13 protein-coding genes are annotated in these 15,799 nt (G+C 45.7%); 11 read left to right on the forward strand and 2 right to left on the reverse strand.

Annotated elements, in window-relative coordinates:
• Nucleotides 1–11 precede the first annotated feature (11 nt).
• Both ACXAFM_RS01465 and ACXAFM_RS01470 read right to left on the reverse strand, forming a co-directional pair.
• Complete coding sequence (locus ACXAFM_RS01465) at nucleotides 12–1,868, reverse strand: alkaline phosphatase PhoX (RefSeq protein ID WP_474826266.1); 1,857 nt, start codon at nucleotides 1,866–1,868, stop codon at nucleotides 12–14.
• A gap of 506 nt (nucleotides 1,869–2,374) precedes the next feature.
• Nucleotides 2,375–3,607: a DUF4861 family protein gene (locus ACXAFM_RS01470; protein WP_474826268.1), complete on the reverse strand. Its 1,233-nt coding sequence runs from the start codon at nucleotides 3,605–3,607 to the stop codon at nucleotides 2,375–2,377.
• A gap of 174 nt (nucleotides 3,608–3,781) precedes the next feature.
• On the opposite strand from ACXAFM_RS01470, the gene ACXAFM_RS01475 reads away from it, so the two are divergent.
• The 11 genes from ACXAFM_RS01475 (at nucleotide 3,782) to ACXAFM_RS01525 (ending at nucleotide 15,749) form a co-directional block, all read left to right on the forward strand.
• Nucleotides 3,782–4,540, forward strand: coding sequence for an SDR family oxidoreductase (locus tag ACXAFM_RS01475; protein ID WP_474826270.1), 759 nt, complete (start codon nucleotides 3,782–3,784; stop codon nucleotides 4,538–4,540).
• Nucleotides 4,541–4,668: 128 nt separating this feature from the next.
• On the forward strand, nucleotides 4,669–5,514 hold the full coding sequence (gene kduI / locus ACXAFM_RS01480) for a 5-dehydro-4-deoxy-D-glucuronate isomerase (protein WP_474826272.1): 846 nt from the start codon (nucleotides 4,669–4,671) through the stop codon (nucleotides 5,512–5,514).
• Nucleotides 5,515–5,545: 31 nt separating this feature from the next.
• Nucleotides 5,546–6,529: a TRAP transporter substrate-binding protein gene (locus ACXAFM_RS01485; RefSeq protein ID WP_474826274.1), complete on the forward strand. Its 984-nt coding sequence runs from the start codon at nucleotides 5,546–5,548 to the stop codon at nucleotides 6,527–6,529.
• 2 nt (nucleotides 6,530–6,531) lie between these two features.
• Complete coding sequence (locus tag ACXAFM_RS01490) at nucleotides 6,532–7,014, forward strand: TRAP transporter small permease (protein WP_474826276.1); 483 nt, start codon at nucleotides 6,532–6,534, stop codon at nucleotides 7,012–7,014.
• Nucleotides 7,014–8,309 carry a TRAP transporter large permease gene (locus ACXAFM_RS01495; protein WP_474826278.1) on the forward strand — a complete coding sequence of 432 codons (1,296 nt, stop codon included), beginning with the start codon at nucleotides 7,014–7,016 and terminating at the stop codon, nucleotides 8,307–8,309. Before ACXAFM_RS01490 ends, ACXAFM_RS01495 begins: the two co-directional genes overlap by 1 nt.
• 146 nt (nucleotides 8,310–8,455) lie before the next feature.
• On the forward strand, nucleotides 8,456–9,472 hold the full coding sequence (locus tag ACXAFM_RS01500) for a LacI family DNA-binding transcriptional regulator (RefSeq protein WP_474826280.1): 1,017 nt from the start codon (nucleotides 8,456–8,458) through the stop codon (nucleotides 9,470–9,472).
• A gap of 209 nt (nucleotides 9,473–9,681) precedes the next feature.
• Entirely contained in the window at nucleotides 9,682–11,172 is a 1,491-nt protein-coding gene (locus tag ACXAFM_RS01505) for a UxaA family hydrolase (protein ID WP_474826282.1), read from the forward strand.
• Between the two features lie 11 nt (nucleotides 11,173–11,183).
• Entirely contained in the window at nucleotides 11,184–12,599 is a 1,416-nt protein-coding gene (uxaC, locus tag ACXAFM_RS01510) for a glucuronate isomerase (RefSeq protein ID WP_370243961.1), read from the forward strand.
• A gap of 2 nt (nucleotides 12,600–12,601) precedes the next feature.
• Nucleotides 12,602–14,143: a mannitol dehydrogenase family protein gene (locus tag ACXAFM_RS01515; RefSeq protein ID WP_474826285.1), complete on the forward strand. Its 1,542-nt coding sequence runs from the start codon at nucleotides 12,602–12,604 to the stop codon at nucleotides 14,141–14,143.
• On the forward strand, nucleotides 14,143–14,781 hold the full coding sequence (gene eda / locus ACXAFM_RS01520) for a bifunctional 4-hydroxy-2-oxoglutarate aldolase/2-dehydro-3-deoxy-phosphogluconate aldolase (protein WP_474826287.1): 639 nt from the start codon (nucleotides 14,143–14,145) through the stop codon (nucleotides 14,779–14,781). The genes ACXAFM_RS01515 and eda overlap by 1 nt, the downstream gene beginning before the upstream one ends.
• Nucleotides 14,778–15,749 (forward strand): sugar kinase, encoded by a 972-nt coding sequence (locus ACXAFM_RS01525; protein ID WP_474826289.1) that lies wholly within the window; start codon nucleotides 14,778–14,780, stop codon nucleotides 15,747–15,749. Before eda ends, ACXAFM_RS01525 begins: the two co-directional genes overlap by 4 nt.
• The last annotated feature ends 50 nt before the right edge of the window (nucleotides 15,750–15,799 follow it).

Consider the following 15,799-nt stretch of genomic DNA (forward strand, 5'->3'; position numbering starts at 1 on the left):
AAAGAGAAAACTTACTTATCTGCTGGTTCATACATCCACAGCGTGTTGTTCTCTTGGAAACCGTCTTCACCGATAAGAATACGGCCGTCGTTCATAACTACAACGTTATCTGGTTGAGAAAGCTGCTCAACGTCACAACGCTCTGCGCCGGTTAAGCTTGAACGATACGTACCGCCCATCACTACAGGTTCGATGCGAGAAATGTTGTAGCCTTCTTCCAGCTTGGCGCGATAAACACCACCACAATCTTTAACGCGGGCAGAAAGCTGCATATCGCCTTCATCATCAATCATTGTGTTGTCGATATCTGCAATGCCAATGTAAAGGTATGCATTTTCGACAACTTCACCTTCAATGGTATCAACGCCTTCTACGGCTTCTTGCGCGCGTTTTTGGTTAATAGAGATACCTTCTAGCTTTCTCCACTCTGCCGTTGCGCCTTTAAGACGGGCAGCCGCACGACTTTCTAGGAATGCAACGCGGTCATCCATTGGCTCACCGGCTGTAACGCTTGAACCGCCCTCTTCAACCGTTGGGTAAGTTGCATCACCATCTGCCCACGCTTGAACGTCTGCCATTGTGATGTAAGAGCTTTGACCATCTACGTAATCGTCAGTACCAATACCGTTGTACTCGTCAATCCATGCGCGAATAGTCATATTATCGCCACTGGCTAGCTCAACCCACTCAACAGCAAACCCTGTTGTTGCTGGGTCATTTTGCCCTGCATCTTGAGTTAGTTTAGCGCCGTAAAGCGTACCTGCAGATAAGTCTTCTGCCGTGTCTGCAACAAACTTAAATAGCACGCCGCCGGTGTCATCTTGAGAAAGATAAACCGTTTTTCCATCAGGCATTACTGTTGAATTTTCATGCTCATAACGGCCCATCGTGAAGTGCTTAACAATCACTGGCTCATCAGCCAACGGCTCTGTTACTTCTGCAATATAACCATAGTTATAAGGGTTTGGCGCATCAGGTGCCGTCATTTGCCACATGCGACCCAAGCGTGAATCTGTAGATACTGCTTCTGGGTTATTCCAGTTAGGTGACGTTGTGGTGTCTACTGCAGAATCAACCACCCACTCTTCAGAGGTAAGCGGCGTACCCCAAGGTGACATTGAGCCGAAACAGTTTGCTGCCGTGCCCCACACTGGTGAGAAGTCGAGCATCATGGCTTCTGTTACTTCCCACATGCCAAATTCGTCTTTTTCTACTTTCATGCGGCTCATACCGCCAGGTAGTTCTTCCCAGTTAGAGAAAAGATACCCTTCGCCTTCGGCAGTTGAAATAAAGCCGTTAAAGTCAGGCATATCGTTTTCAAGAACTAACTCTTCGCCATCGAGTGTGTAGATGTGGCCCAAACCTTCAGGAAGATCAGTACCGAAAGTATCACCGGTTTGACCTAGTACTTGGTATTGACCGATAGCAGACACCACTAGCTCTTTTTCTTCGTCAGAGCTTGGTACTGGAGAATTTGGTAGCGTAACCGGCAGATTATTGAAGTTAGCGCCTGCTAGCACACCCACAGTACCTGTATTGATAGGCATGTCGTTAACACTTGTCGTTGCTGCATTCGTACCAGATGGATGCTGTACGTTGAAAAACAGGTCGCCTTCATCAGTGAGGAAAATACCCGTTACTTCTGCGCCAAGAGGAACAGTCGCAATACGAGTAAGCGTGCCTGCTGTAGTACCTTCTGGGCCCTGCTCACCCACAGGTCCCTGTTCGCCTGTTGGGCCTTGTTCACCCACTGGACCCTGAACGCCGTCTTCACCATCATCACCCTCTAGTGAGCAGGCAGACATGCCAAGTGTTACTGCTAGTGCAATCGCTGAATACTTAATTCCACGAAGAGTTTCGCTTTTCATTACGGTTCCTTGCTTATACTTGTTTTATAATTAGAGATGAGGAGAGCAGATGGCTTACCTCGTTAAATGGTCTTAGCGGACAAAGAGTGTGGATAAGATTTATTACACTTGGGTGACAAGTTATTGACTCCAACATGAAAGATTTTTGACACAACAACCTGAAAGTAAGAGGGAAAGGAGAGTAAACGTACACGAAGGCGGCGCAGTGCTTAGGGTTATTGAATGTTCAATTAAGAAAGAGTGGTCCACTTAGTCAGTTTATGAATTATTTGTTTCATGGGGCTATCTAAGAGGTTTAACTCGACTCAATACTTGAAAAATCAATGTCGAGATAGTTAAAGAACGTTACGGAAGATATTAAAAAGAAATGTACGAAGAAGGCAAAAACACAAAAATACACCATAACGATTAAACGGACCTAGAGCCTGTTGATCTTTGCCCTGCATCAAAGATCATCAGGCCACAGCATAAAACAATATTCTACTCGCCAAATTGAGCAATGCCGCTTAATTTAAAATGGTAAGCGGATGACTATACATTTTTAATTTATTAACCAAATAATCTTCGAATTGCTTGGCAGTTTGTATATCGGTGCTTCGCTTGGGCCAAACCGCAAGAATTTTATAGTCAAAAGCGGTTGAAGGTTTAAACAACACAAGGTGGTCATGTTCACCCTCAAGTACCTTTTCGGCCTGATCTAGCCGGTAAACAAGGGCCAATCCTAAGTCGTCATTATCTGCCAAGATACTTTGAGCTCCCCAAGTAGCTATCACGCCCCAATCGCCGTGCTCGGCTTTAATCACCTGCATTCCATCATGTGCCACTAAACCTGCGACAATATTATCCGAAGGCTCTGATACAGAAACACTGATATGGGTCGTTGGGTCGAACGCATCAATTCGATAGTGCGTGGTAACGTCGATGCTGTCCTCTTTCGCATAAGACGATGTCCACCCTTTGTAGCTAACCTCGAACTCAGCCCGCAACTGAGAATTCGATACCAATTGGTATTGCGTAGTCTCTACATGCTGAAAATGCATGACTGTCTGCGTTGAGGAGTCTTGGGTTTCTTGTTCTAATAATCGACCTAGTGCACCCACTCCCAACGATTTGCCAACTTTAAGCGCGTCTCCGCCCCACGAAGATAAAGTGTGATAGCTATCATAGCCGTCTTGCCCAACTTCGGGTAACACTACACTGTCATCAGTTTTCACGAAGACATCTATTGCGTTGCGCCAATCTAGATAAAGGCGATAGCCCATTTGATCAGACTCCCAGCCTGGTCCTTCGTAACGTAAAAAGTAAGAATGATCGGTCAATTGCGGAGGCGATGTGAATGAGGTAACTTCTTCAAAAGAAAAACCCTGAGCGCTATATACTGCGTCTTGCCACTCTCCTCCTGTTCTTACGGAAAGTTCAGCGTGCGCCCGGTCTTGGAGGTTAACATTCGTAGCTTGCTCAGGTGGCATAAGTTCCAATGACACACTACTTCCTGGCGCAATAGATGCTGCACCTAGTAACACCGCTTGCCCTTCGCTATTCTCAATCCATTCTGACGGATATTGCTTTAACTTCCACCCCGAATATTGCGGGGGCAGAGATACTTCAAAAATTTGATCGCCGCTACCACCGTCTGCCGAATTTTTCACCTTAACAGACAAAGCCGAATTTATATCCCCTTGTGAGCAACTTGCCAATAATGGCACCAAAATTAGACCTATCTTACTAAATTTAATCACTTTTATGCTCTCCATTGGTTGTTAACGCGCTGAACTAATTTACGATATTTGTAAACAATATATTGACAAATGCCACCGGTGGCAATTATTTTAAATTTTGTTAACGAGATATTTCAAATTAGTATGTCGATGAAAGTCAGGCATTTGATAACGCAGATGGTAGAGGTGAATTACATGGTCAATTTCAGCCTAGAAGGTAAGACAGCATTAGTGACAGGCGCGAGCAGAGGTATAGGTCAAGCGCTTGCCTTAGCACTCGCCACTTCTGGCGCATTCGTCATCTGCGCTAGCTCTCGAGCTGGTGGCTGTGACGAAACACTGCATAAAATTCAACGTGAAGGCGGGCAAGCAATGGCACTAGATGGTGACCTAGCCGACGCCAACACTGTGCTTAAACTTGCCGAAGATGCGTTGAGCGTTAAAGGTCATATCGACATCCTGCTCAATAACGGTGGCACTATCTTCAGAGCGCCCGCCACCGACTATCCTTTTGACGAATGGAGAAACGTACTTGCGGTCAACATCGATTCAGCTTTCCTACTTAGCCAAGCTATTGGTAAGAAGATGGTAGAGCGCGAGCAAGGCAAGATCATCAACATTGCCTCAATGTTGAGTTACACGGGCGGTATTACTGTTCCTGCCTACACTGCGAGCAAACATGCCATTGCCGGATTAACAAAAGCGCTGGCGAATGAATGGGGACAGCACAATGTCCAGGTAAACGCTATTGCCCCAGGTTATATCAAAACCGATAACACCCAAGCGCTGCAAGATAATGAAAAACGCAGTGCTGAAATTTGTGCACGCATTCCAGCTAACCGCTGGGGAGAAAGCGACGATTTAGCAGGGGCAGCAGTATTTCTTGCGAGCGCAGCAAGTAATTATGTTAACGGCCATATCCTTGCGGTCGACGGCGGCTTTTTAGCACGCTAGTGACTAACAAGGGTCACAGCCCTGAGCGATAAAACAGCCTTGAGCAAACAAATAGCCCCGAGCGATAAAACAGCCCTGAGCAAACAAATAGCCTTGAGCAGCAAAACAATGATGAATGGGAAAAAGTCATGAACGAAAAAATAGACACACGATACGCCATCGGCCGTAAAGAGGCCAACGCTTACAATACGCAAGAACTGCGCGACGCTTTTTTGGTCGACACCCTAATGACAGAGGGCAAAGTCGTATGGATATACACCCATTACGAACGCTTTATGCTTGGAAGCGCCGTGCCTACAACGAGTCCATTGACGCTAGAAACCATTGAAGATCAGTTAAAAATGCCCTTCTTTACCGCTCGTCGCGAAGTAGGTGTAATAAACATCGGCGGTCCGGGCACCATTACCGTTTCAGGCACGACTTACCATTTAGATAACGAAGAAGCCCTATATATCGGCCAAGGCAATGAAGAAGTGATATTTGAGTCAGACAACGCCTCTAATCCCGCCAAATACTATTTGAATTCAGCGCCGGCTCATCACGCCTATCCATGCAAAAAAATAGGTAGTGCAGACGCAAATGTTCTCCATTTAGGTAGCCAAGAAACGTCAAATCAGCGCGATATTAAACAATTGCTTATCAATACTGTTGTTGATACCTGTCAGCTTCAGATGGGACTGACGCGACTGCATACCGGTTCTGTCTGGAACACTATGCCAGCCCATCAACATGACAGACGCAATGAAGTGTACTTTTACTTCGATATGGACAGCGAAAGCAGAGTATGTCACTTCATGGGTGAACCACAGGAGACCCGCCACATTTTCATTGCGAATGAAGAAGCTGTGGTATCGCCACCTTGGTCAATTCACTGTGGTGTGGGTACAGGAAGCTATGCGTTTATCTGGGGAATGGCAGGTGAAAACCTGGATTACGATGATATGGATAAGTTTCCGCCTTCACAGTTGCGTTAAGCAGCCCTGCTCTAAATTAGGTGTAATAATTATGTTGCGGTATATAAAACTCACACTGTCTGCTACTGCGCTATTGCTAACAGGGGCGTGTTCGCAAAATGAATTGCAAGGCGAGGTAACCGTATTGCGTTTGGGGCATACGTTGGACACGCAACACTCTGTGCATAAGGCAATGGAATACCTTGGAGAGCGACTCGATTACTATTCTGACGGTACAATGAGTGTGGTTATTTATCCGAGCAGTCAGCTGGGAACCGAGCGAGAAATGGTAGAACTGTTGCAGATTGGCTCACTCGCTATGACGAAGGTGTCGGCAAGCCCCCTAGAAGGGTTTGCTCCTGAAATGAAGATATTCAGTGTTCCTTACATTTTTCGCGATAATGATCATTTTTGGCGAGTATTAAACAGTGACTTGGGCGACCAATTGCTATCTGGTATTGAAGATTTTCGACTAAAAGGTCTCGGCTATTACGATGCGGGAAGCCGTAGCTTTTATACCAACGACAAACCTATAGAGACACCAAGCGATCTGAACGGGCTAAAAATTCGCGTGCTAAATAGTCCCACTGCGGTAGCTACGGTTCGCGCACTGGGTGGAGCAGCGACGCCCGTTTCCTGGGGAGAGCTGTACACTGCGCTTCAGCAAGGAGTTGTGGATGGTGCTGAGAATAACCCACCTAGCTACTACCTCTCTCGTCATTATGAAATTGCGCGGTATTACAGTCTTGATGAGCATACGAGCGTGCCAGATGTCATGTTGGCATCCCTACCGGTGTGGGAAGGTTTGAATGAACAGCAACAAACGTGGTTAACCAAGGCTATGGAAGACTCGGTTGAATACCAACGCGAGCTTTGGAAAACATCTACCCAAGCATCTTTAGAAAAGGTAAAAGCCGAAGGCGTCACAGTTATTACGCCTGACAAAGGGCCTTTCGTTGAAGCGGTTAAGCCTTTTCACAAAAGCTTTGAAGGCACGCCTATTGGCGATTTAATCACGCAAATAAAGGCGATGTAACAATGACAATTATACGCCTTATAGATAAAGCCTTAGCCGGCACACTTATAGTTGCCATGGTAAGTATTTTACTTACCGTGATTTGGCAAGTGGTCTCACGTTACGTACTTAAAGACCCCGCTTCAATCACCGAAGAATTGTCTAGGTTCATACTTATTTGGATTGGTATTTTAGGTGCGGCTTATGCGTATCGTCAAAACGCACATTTAGGCTTCAACCTGATTGTTGAGCGTCAGTCACGTAAAGTGAAATGCCTTTTGCTCACCTGCGTCGAAATTATCGTCATTATTTTTTGTGTTTTAGTGATGGTATACGGCGGCTCCGAGCTTGTATCTCTCACCTTAGAATTGGAACAAATCTCGGCGGCACTTGGCATTAAAATGGGCCTTATTTATAGCGTGCTTCCCCTGTCTGGTGGTCTGATAATTGCCTACGCACTGGTAAACATTACAACGCTTTGGCGAAACAATAAGGAATCAGCGTAATGGAACTGACAGGTATTATCTTAGTCGTCGCTTTTTTCGTACTCCTTCTTTTAAATGTGCCAATTTCAATCAGTATTGGAGTCGCCACGTTACTTGCTATGCTAATGAGTATGGATATTGCTCCTGCTACTATCACCATTGCGCAGCGTATGGCTGGTGGCCTGAATAGCTTTGCACTATTGGCTATCCCGTTTTTTGTTTTATCTGGACTTATCATGGGACGCGGCGGAATAGCCAAGCGGTTAATTGAGTGCGCAATGGCGCTTATTGGTGCCCTTCCCGGTGGTTTAGCTTTGGTTAACGTGGTTTCCTGCATGCTGTTTGGTGCAATCTCAGGGTCTGCTGTAGCGACCACATCAGCTATTGGCAGCTTCATGTTACCTGAAATGAAAAAAGCGGGCTACGAACCGAATTTTAGTGCCGCAGTCACTGCCGCTGCATCAACTACAGGTATGTTAATTCCGCCAAGCAATATCCTAATTGTATACGCTATCGCCAGTGGAGGCGTATCCATCGCAGCCCTTTTTATGGCTGGCTATATTCCAGGCATCATGGTGGGTCTATCGCTAATGCTGGTGTGCTTTGTCTACGCAAAAATGAAGGGATACCCGCTGTCGCCACGACTTCCTTTAAAAGTGGTTGTCGAAAAAACTGTTGCCGCACTTCCCTCTCTATTTCTTATATTTTTAGTGATTGGCGGTATTGTCGGCGGGATTTTTACCGCGACTGAAGCGGGAGCCATTGCGGTGGTTTACTCTTTGCTATTAGCCGTGGTGTTTTATAAAGAAGTAGAAGTGAAAACCTTACCCGACATATTCTTGAAAGCGGCAGAAACAACAGCAATTGTAATGCTGCTTATCGCGGCTTCAACCGCGATGTCATGGCTTTTATCGTTTGAAAATATCCCGCAAACTTTAAGTAATGCACTGTTATCGATAAGCGATAACCCATTACTCATCCTTCTTCTTATCAACTTGTTACTCATTGTGGTTGGTGCATTCTTGGATATGACACCTGCCGTACTTATTTTTACGCCCATATTTTTACCAGTGGCGCTAGAGCTTGGTATGAGCGAGTTGCAGTTTGGCATCATGCTAGTACTCAACCTATCTATTGGATTATGCTCCCCCCCCGTAGGTGCGGTACTTTTTATTACCTGTGCTATTGCTAAAACCAAACTTGAGAACATCATTCGACCGCTCATTCCTTTGTATGTGGCTATGTTCGTGGTTCTCATGTTAGTCACATATGTTGCTTGGTTCAGTGAAGCGCTACCACGTGCACTTGGATTTTAATAAGGTAGAATTATGGAGACTGAAAGGTGTGGTCAGTCGTAGTTTGACCACACAAGCTTTTACTTTTGAGTAACAACAGCATACTGCCCTAGTTTGTGTGGTAGTATCACAAACAATGACATAATAGCGCGGAAAAACAGAGAATTATGAACAAGCGCCCGACTATCAATGATGTTGCAGCCTTGGCAGGGGTATCAAAGCGTACCGTGTCGCGTGTTATTAACGGCGCGACCAATGTTGGTAAAGCAACACGTGAGCGCATTGAAGCTGTCATTCAAGAAACGGGCTTTGCCCCCGACAAGCAAGCGCGTGGTTTAAGTACTAGCCGCTCTTATTTGATAGGCTTGATTTATGACAACCCAGATGCCTTGTATATCGACCAAGTTCAAAGAGGCGTGCTAAGCATATGTTCTCAAAAGGGCTACGAATTAGTCGTCCACCCTTGCCGCTATAATGCAGAAGGCTTCGTAGAAGACTGCGTCAATTTTGTACGTCGTTCAAACATTGATGGTGTTATCATACTGCCACCGGTATCCGAGTCTAAGCTTTTAGCAGACGCACTGCAGCAAAAAAGCATTAACTATGTGCGAATGGCGTCAATAGATTTAGATGACCACCAAAATATCGTAGTGAGTGACGACAGAGCTGCGCTCAGCGACTTAGCCCGTTATATGGTATCACTGGGCCATAAAGACATCGGTATTATAAGTGGTCCACAACAGTACTATTCCTCAAAAGAGCGTTTGGAAGGTTTTGTTGAAACGCTTAACGGTTTGGGAGTCGATGTTCCTAAAAACAGAGTGATTGAAGGTAAAAACAGCTTCGAAAGCGGTATAGAATGCGCACGTCAATTACTTATTCAGTCGCCACGAGTTAAAGCTATTTTTGCGAACAACGATGAAATGGCGGCAGGTGTGTTAAAAGTGGCCCACGAAATGGGCATTACCGTGCCAGACGAGCTTTCCGTCGCAGGGTTCGACGACAACTTGCTCGCCGCTCGCGTGATCCCTGCCCTTACCACTGTTCAACGTCCTGTTGGCGATATGGCAGCTATCGCAGCACGTAAAATCATTGCTCATATCGAAGGCAATGAAGTCAGTGAATCCGAAACCTATTTAGTTAAGCCCCACCTAATTATTCGCGATTCCATCAAAAAAGTGTGATTTTTTATAAAGAAGTGTTGCTTACACTTCTATTTCATCCTAATATGCCACCGGTGGCACAACAGTAGAACAGAATGTTAAAAACAAACAATTTGTAAACAGAGCGTAAAAAGCAACGTTTTCCAATCTATCGCTCTTTTTAAAGACTCGGTACTCATTTAACAACGTTTAGCAGTTAAGTAAGCCGTAAAGATAAAGCAGGACTTGTAATGGACGTTAAAACACAACTAGTTAAAGTGCATACTAACGATAACGTTGCGGTTGCAACCTGCCCTATCGTGGCTGGCACTTTCATCGCTGAATATGACATTACAATTAGCCAAGACATTCCTGCTGGCCATAAAGTTGCCTTAGTTACCATGTCAGACGGTGGCGACATCGTAAAATATGGTTTCAGCATTGGTGCTGCAACACGTCAAATTAATGCTGGTGAACATGTTCACAGCCATAACGCAAAAACTAAGTTAAAAGGCACTGAAAAATACGTTTACGCCCCATCAAATACCGCTTCTAAACAAAGCCATCTTACTTCTGGGTTACAGTTCATGGGCTACAGGAGAGAAAATGGAAAAGTGGGTATTCGCAATGAAGTATGGATCATCAATACCGTAGGCTGCGTAAATAGAACAGCAGACCGTATTGCCAACGAATGTAATCGTCGTTTCGCTAGCGAGTGCGACGGGTTCCGCGCATTTACCCACCCTTTTGGCTGTTCTCAGCTGGGCGATGATTTAGATGACACGCGCACTATCTTAGCCTCTCTCGCATCTCACCCGAACGCTGGTGCGGTGTTAATTGTAGGCTTGGGTTGCGAAAACAATCAGCTTAAGAGTTTACTGCCTCACGTTGATAAACCGGCAAATCGGGTTCGCTTCTATAACGCACAAGAAGTGGTAGATGAATTAGAAGAAGGCGTCAATGCGGTTTATGACTTGTTAAAAGTAATGGCTAATGACAAACGTGAGCCCATCAACGCTAGCGAATTAACCTTAGGCATGAAGTGTGGGGGTAGCGACGCTTTTAGCGGTATCACTGCCAACCCAACAGTAGGGCGTGTTACTGATTTAATGTGTAATCTAGGTGGCTCGGTTATTTTAACCGAAACGCCTGAAATGTTTGGCGCCGAACAGCTGTTAATGAATCGTGCTAAAAACAGAAACGTATTTGAGGCGTTTAATTCGCTGATTGACGAGTTTAAGAACTACTTTATCGCCCACAACCAACCTATTTACGAAAACCCGTCTCCAGGCAATAAGGCAGGCGGTTTAACCACGCTAGAGGAAAAATCTCTCGGCGCGGTTCAAAAAGGTGGAACGTCTACTATTCAGTCCATCTTGCAGTATGGCGAACCCAAGCAAGATAAAGGCTTAAGTTTATTACAAGCACCTGGTAACGATGCCGTTAGTTCAACGGCGTTGGCAGCATCGGGGGCACATATCGTTTTATTCACCACAGGCCGAGGCACGCCCCTTGGTTTTCCTGTACCCACAGTCAAGATATCGTCAAATTCAGATATCGCTAATAAGAAGCCACATTGGATAGATTTTAACGCTGGACAAGTTCTAGAAGGCGTCTCTATCGATAAGTGTGCCGAAGCGCTACTCCAACATTGCTTGGCAGTGGCATCTGGTCAACAAACCTGCAACGAGAAGAATGGCAGCCATGAGATTGCTATTTGGAAACGTGGCGTCACCCTCTAAAAGAGAGCGTTATGGAATCGATATTATTACATGAAGATAGACTTTTTCCTGCCGATGAAGCAACCCGAAGTGTTGCAAAGGCGCTGTATAAGGAAATTCGAGATCTCCCTATCATAAGTCCGCATGGCCATACTGACCCACGTTGGTTTGCACAAAACAATAATTTCACCAATGCAACCGAGCTATTTATCACCCCTGATCACTATGTGTTCAGAATGCTGTATAGCCAAGGTATCAAATTAACCGATATTGGTGTGCCACGATGGGACGGCGGCGAAACGGAAAAGGATCCACGTAAAATCTGGAAACTTCTGGCAGATAACTATCATCTATTTGCTGCCACACCATCGCGTTTGTGGTTAGACACTGTATTTCATGATGTATTTGGTTTGCGAGAGATGTTGTGTAGCGACAACGCAACGCATTATTACGACCACATCACCGCGCAGCTTCAAGGGGATGACTTTAAGCCTCGCGCCTTGATGGACCGCTTCAATATTGAAGTGATTGCTACCACCGAAGGTGCGCTTGATGCCCTTCCCCATCACGCAGCGATTAAAGATACACCTTGGGCAAAGCGGGTTATTACCACCTTTAGACCTGATGATGTAGTCGATGCTTCACGCGAAGATATTGTTTCAAACATTGAGAAGCTTGGTGAGCTCACCGGTGAAGACACTGCAACCTGGCAGGGCTACCTGAACGCAATTCGTGCACGACGTGCCGTCTTTAGAGAGCACGGGGCGACAGCAACCGATCACGGACACCCAACTGCGAACACAGCTGATTTAAGTGAAGCTGAGTGCATTGCTTTATTCGATAAAGTAAGAAGTGGAAACAGTAACGCTGAAGAGCAAGAGCTATTTAGAGCGCAAATGCTTACCGAATTAGCGGGAATGAGTGTAGAAGACGGCATGGTGATGCAAATTCACCCTGGTTCGTTTAGAAACCACAACAGTCAGCTCTTTGCACAGTTTGGTCGCGATAAAGGCCACGACATTCCAATGCAAACAGATTTTGTTAAAGCGCTTCGCCCGTTACTCGGTAAATACGGTAACGAGCCTAACCTCGACATTATTCTATTTACATTAGATGAAACCACGTACAGCCGTGAATTAGCACCACTTGCAGGCCACTACCCTTGCCTGAAACTTGGCCCTTCTTGGTGGTTCCACGATAGCCCTGAAGGCATGTTGCGCTTTAGACATCAAGTGACAGAAACCGCAGGTTTCTTCAATACTGTTGGTTTTAACGACGATACGCGCGCGTTCTTGTCTATTCCTGCACGTCATGATGTTGCCAGACGCATTGACTGTCGCTTCCTTGCACAGCTAGTTGTGGAGCACCGCATCAGCGAAACAGAAGCCGCCAGCATTGCAAGAAAACTCACTTATGATTTTGCTAAACAAGCGTACAAACTGGGGTAATCATGACAAAGCCGTTATCAATTTCAACGCTACCTCTTTTAAGTGACAGCGTAAGTAAACCAAATTACGACCTGGAAGCAACCGGTTGTGGCATTGTGCACATTGGTCCAGGCGCCTTTCACCGTGCGCACCAAGCGTATTATACCGAAAAGGCGCTGGCTTATGGCGGTGACTGGCGCATTCACGGTGTGTCAATGCGCAGCGCATCACTTAAAGAAGCGTTGAGTACACAAGACAATCTCTATGCGTTGTGTATTGTTGATAACGAGCCTGAAACCCACATTATCGGCGCAATTAAAACCCTTTCAACATTAGCACATGATCGTGAAGACATTGTTGCTGCGCTGGTAGACAAGCAAACTAAAATTGTGACGCTTACCGTGACAGAGAAGGGCTATTGCCTTAATGCACAAGGTCATCTAGATACTGATCATCCAGATATTAAAGCTGATTTAGTCACGCCAGAAACACCGGTAAGTGCAGTTGGTCTAATTGTGCAAGCACTAGCACAACGTAAGCAGGCAGGCTATGCAGATATTACCATTATCAGCTGTGACAACGTGTCAGACAACGGTAAAAAGCTGCAAAAAGCGGTGACCGAGTTCGCCAATAAAACGGATGAATCACTCGGCCAGTGGATAAGCGAGAGCATCGCCTTCCCCTGCACTATGGTTGACAGTATTACGCCAGCGACTGAAGACAGCTTTAAAGCCAACGTTGCCGCTGAGCTGGGTTTAACTGATAACTGGCCTATTCAGCGAGAGGCATTTACTCAATGGGTGGTTGAAGATAATTTTTCTGGCCCACGACCTGCTTGGGATAAAGTTGGCGTTACTTTTACTCATGATGTGAGCTTCTTTGAAAAAGCTAAGCTTCGCATTCTAAACGGCACACATTCAACACTGGCCTACATAGGGTTATTGCTTGGCAAGGAAACCGTATTCGACGCGATGCGTACCCCAGCCATAAAGCAACTGATTCAAACCATGTTGAAAGAAGAAATTGTTCCGTCTCTATCCAGTGATAACGAGAATGCCGATAACGGAACACAAGACTTCGACCTGAACGCTTACGCACAAGACATTGTTAAGCGCTATGAGAATAAGCATATTCGCCACCTGTTGTCGCAAATTGCTTGGGATGGGTCACAGAAAATCCCATTTCGAATTCTCGACACAGTACGCGATAACCTAAAAACAAAACGAAATATTGATTTGCTCTGCAGTGCCGTTGCGGCCTGGTGCCTATTTGTAAACAACAAGGCACGTTTAAACGAAACTATCACCGACCCGCTAGATAGTATGTTAAGGGCTACAGCAAAATCGGTAGACTTTCAGGCAATAGATCTTGCAAAAAAATTGCTCTCTCTTGAAACCATGTTCGCCGAACTGTCGGTAAACACTACGTTCAAAGAAAAAGTGCTCGAAAAAGTTGATCAGCTGCTTAACATTTTATCGCACGAAAACAGCAACGAAAGTCAGCAAGGTTCTGCTCCCACTACGTTAACAGAAAGTTCGCTAGATTCACTAAAAGGAACCGCGTGATGAAAAGTACCTTTTCCATGCTTAAAGGCGCCCCATTGCTTCCTATTATTCAGCCTAAATCTGTTGACGAGGGGCTTCACCTAGCAGAAGCAATTGCAAATAGCGGCCTGTGCAACATAGAAGTAGTGAAACGCAGCGACGCAGCATTTGAAGCCCTGTCAGCGATTAGAAAACAGTTTCCTGAACTCGTTGTGGGTATGGGCACATTGTTAAATCGCAACCACGTATTTGAAGCGTTGGATGCAGGCGCGCAATTTTTGATAACGCCCACAAGCTCAGAGACATTGCTCGATACTCTGATTGCGTCTAATGCCCCCTTTTTGCCGGGCGTCGCTACGCCTGCCGACATTCTTTTGGCGCACCAAAAAGGCATTCGCGAGATGAAGTTCTTTCCTGCGAGTCTTAGCGGCGGCCCCCCTTTTCTTAAAGCGATTTCAAGTGTATTTAGCGATGTTTGCTTCTGCCCTACCGGCGGCATTAATGGCGACAACGCGAATGAGTATCTCTCGCTTGGCAATGTTCGAGCAGTAGGCGGTACATGGATGATGCCGAAGGCAGCCATTGAAGCAAAAAATTGGCAAGCTATAACTTTGGCATGTCAACAAAGCCTAACATTGTTTGATGAGGCTGCGGCATGAGCATAGTTGATACCAACCAAAGAATGGTTATTTTTGGCGAGTGCATGGTAGAGCTTCGAAGCACTCAGCGTGAGTCATCAGTTAGTACGCGCGATGAAAACGCAGATAATAATCTGATGGCGAAAAGCTTTGCTGGCGACACGTACAACACTGCGGTTTATTTAAAACGCTGCTTGCCTTCATCTTCCATTAGTTACTTTACGGCGATCGGCGCAGACTTTTTAAGCGATGAGCTGCTGTTTAAAATGGGTGAGCACGAAATTAACACTGATTTAGTATTTCGCTCGTCGTCGCGCAACCTTGGCCTGTATATGATCCGCAACGACAACGAAGGTGAAAGAACCTTTGCATATTGGCGTAACCAATCTGCAGCAACACAGACGCTCAACATTATGGAGGGCGCTGAATTTGCTTGTGATTGGTTTTATTTGAGCGGTATCTCTATTGCCATTTTAGATGACGAACAGCGCGCTACACTTTTCGAACTGATTTCGTCCCTCAAGGCCAAAGGAAGTAAGATTGCCTTTGATCCTAATTATCGAGCTCGCCTTTGGTCATCTCAAGAAGATGCCAAGTACTGGACAGGTAAGGCTTATGCTGAAGCAGATTTAGCGTTCCCAGGTGCTGACGACCATTTAATGCTGTTTGGCCACACTAATGCTGATGAAATATTTAGCTATTTAGCCGACAAACAGATTGAAGAAATCGTTATGAAAAACGGGGCAGTCGGCGTTCATATACTCTGCCACAAAGAACAATGTATTGTACCTGTTGAGCGTGTTGAGCAAGTGGTTGATACAACAGCTGCTGGCGATGCATTCAATGGCGGTTATATGGCAGCTCGACTTGCAGGTAGAAAGCCTGTTGAAAGCGCGAGCTATGGAGCAAAAGTGGCAGCCACCGTAATAACCTACCCAGGTGCCATAATATCAAGTGATGCCTTTAATAATCACATACCGTCGCTATAGTCGGTATGTGACCCTCCCTTTTCTCTTTTGTCTTCCCTCCTCCTCACTAA

The organism is Alteromonas sp. ABD4_190 (genome assembly GCF_056160105.1).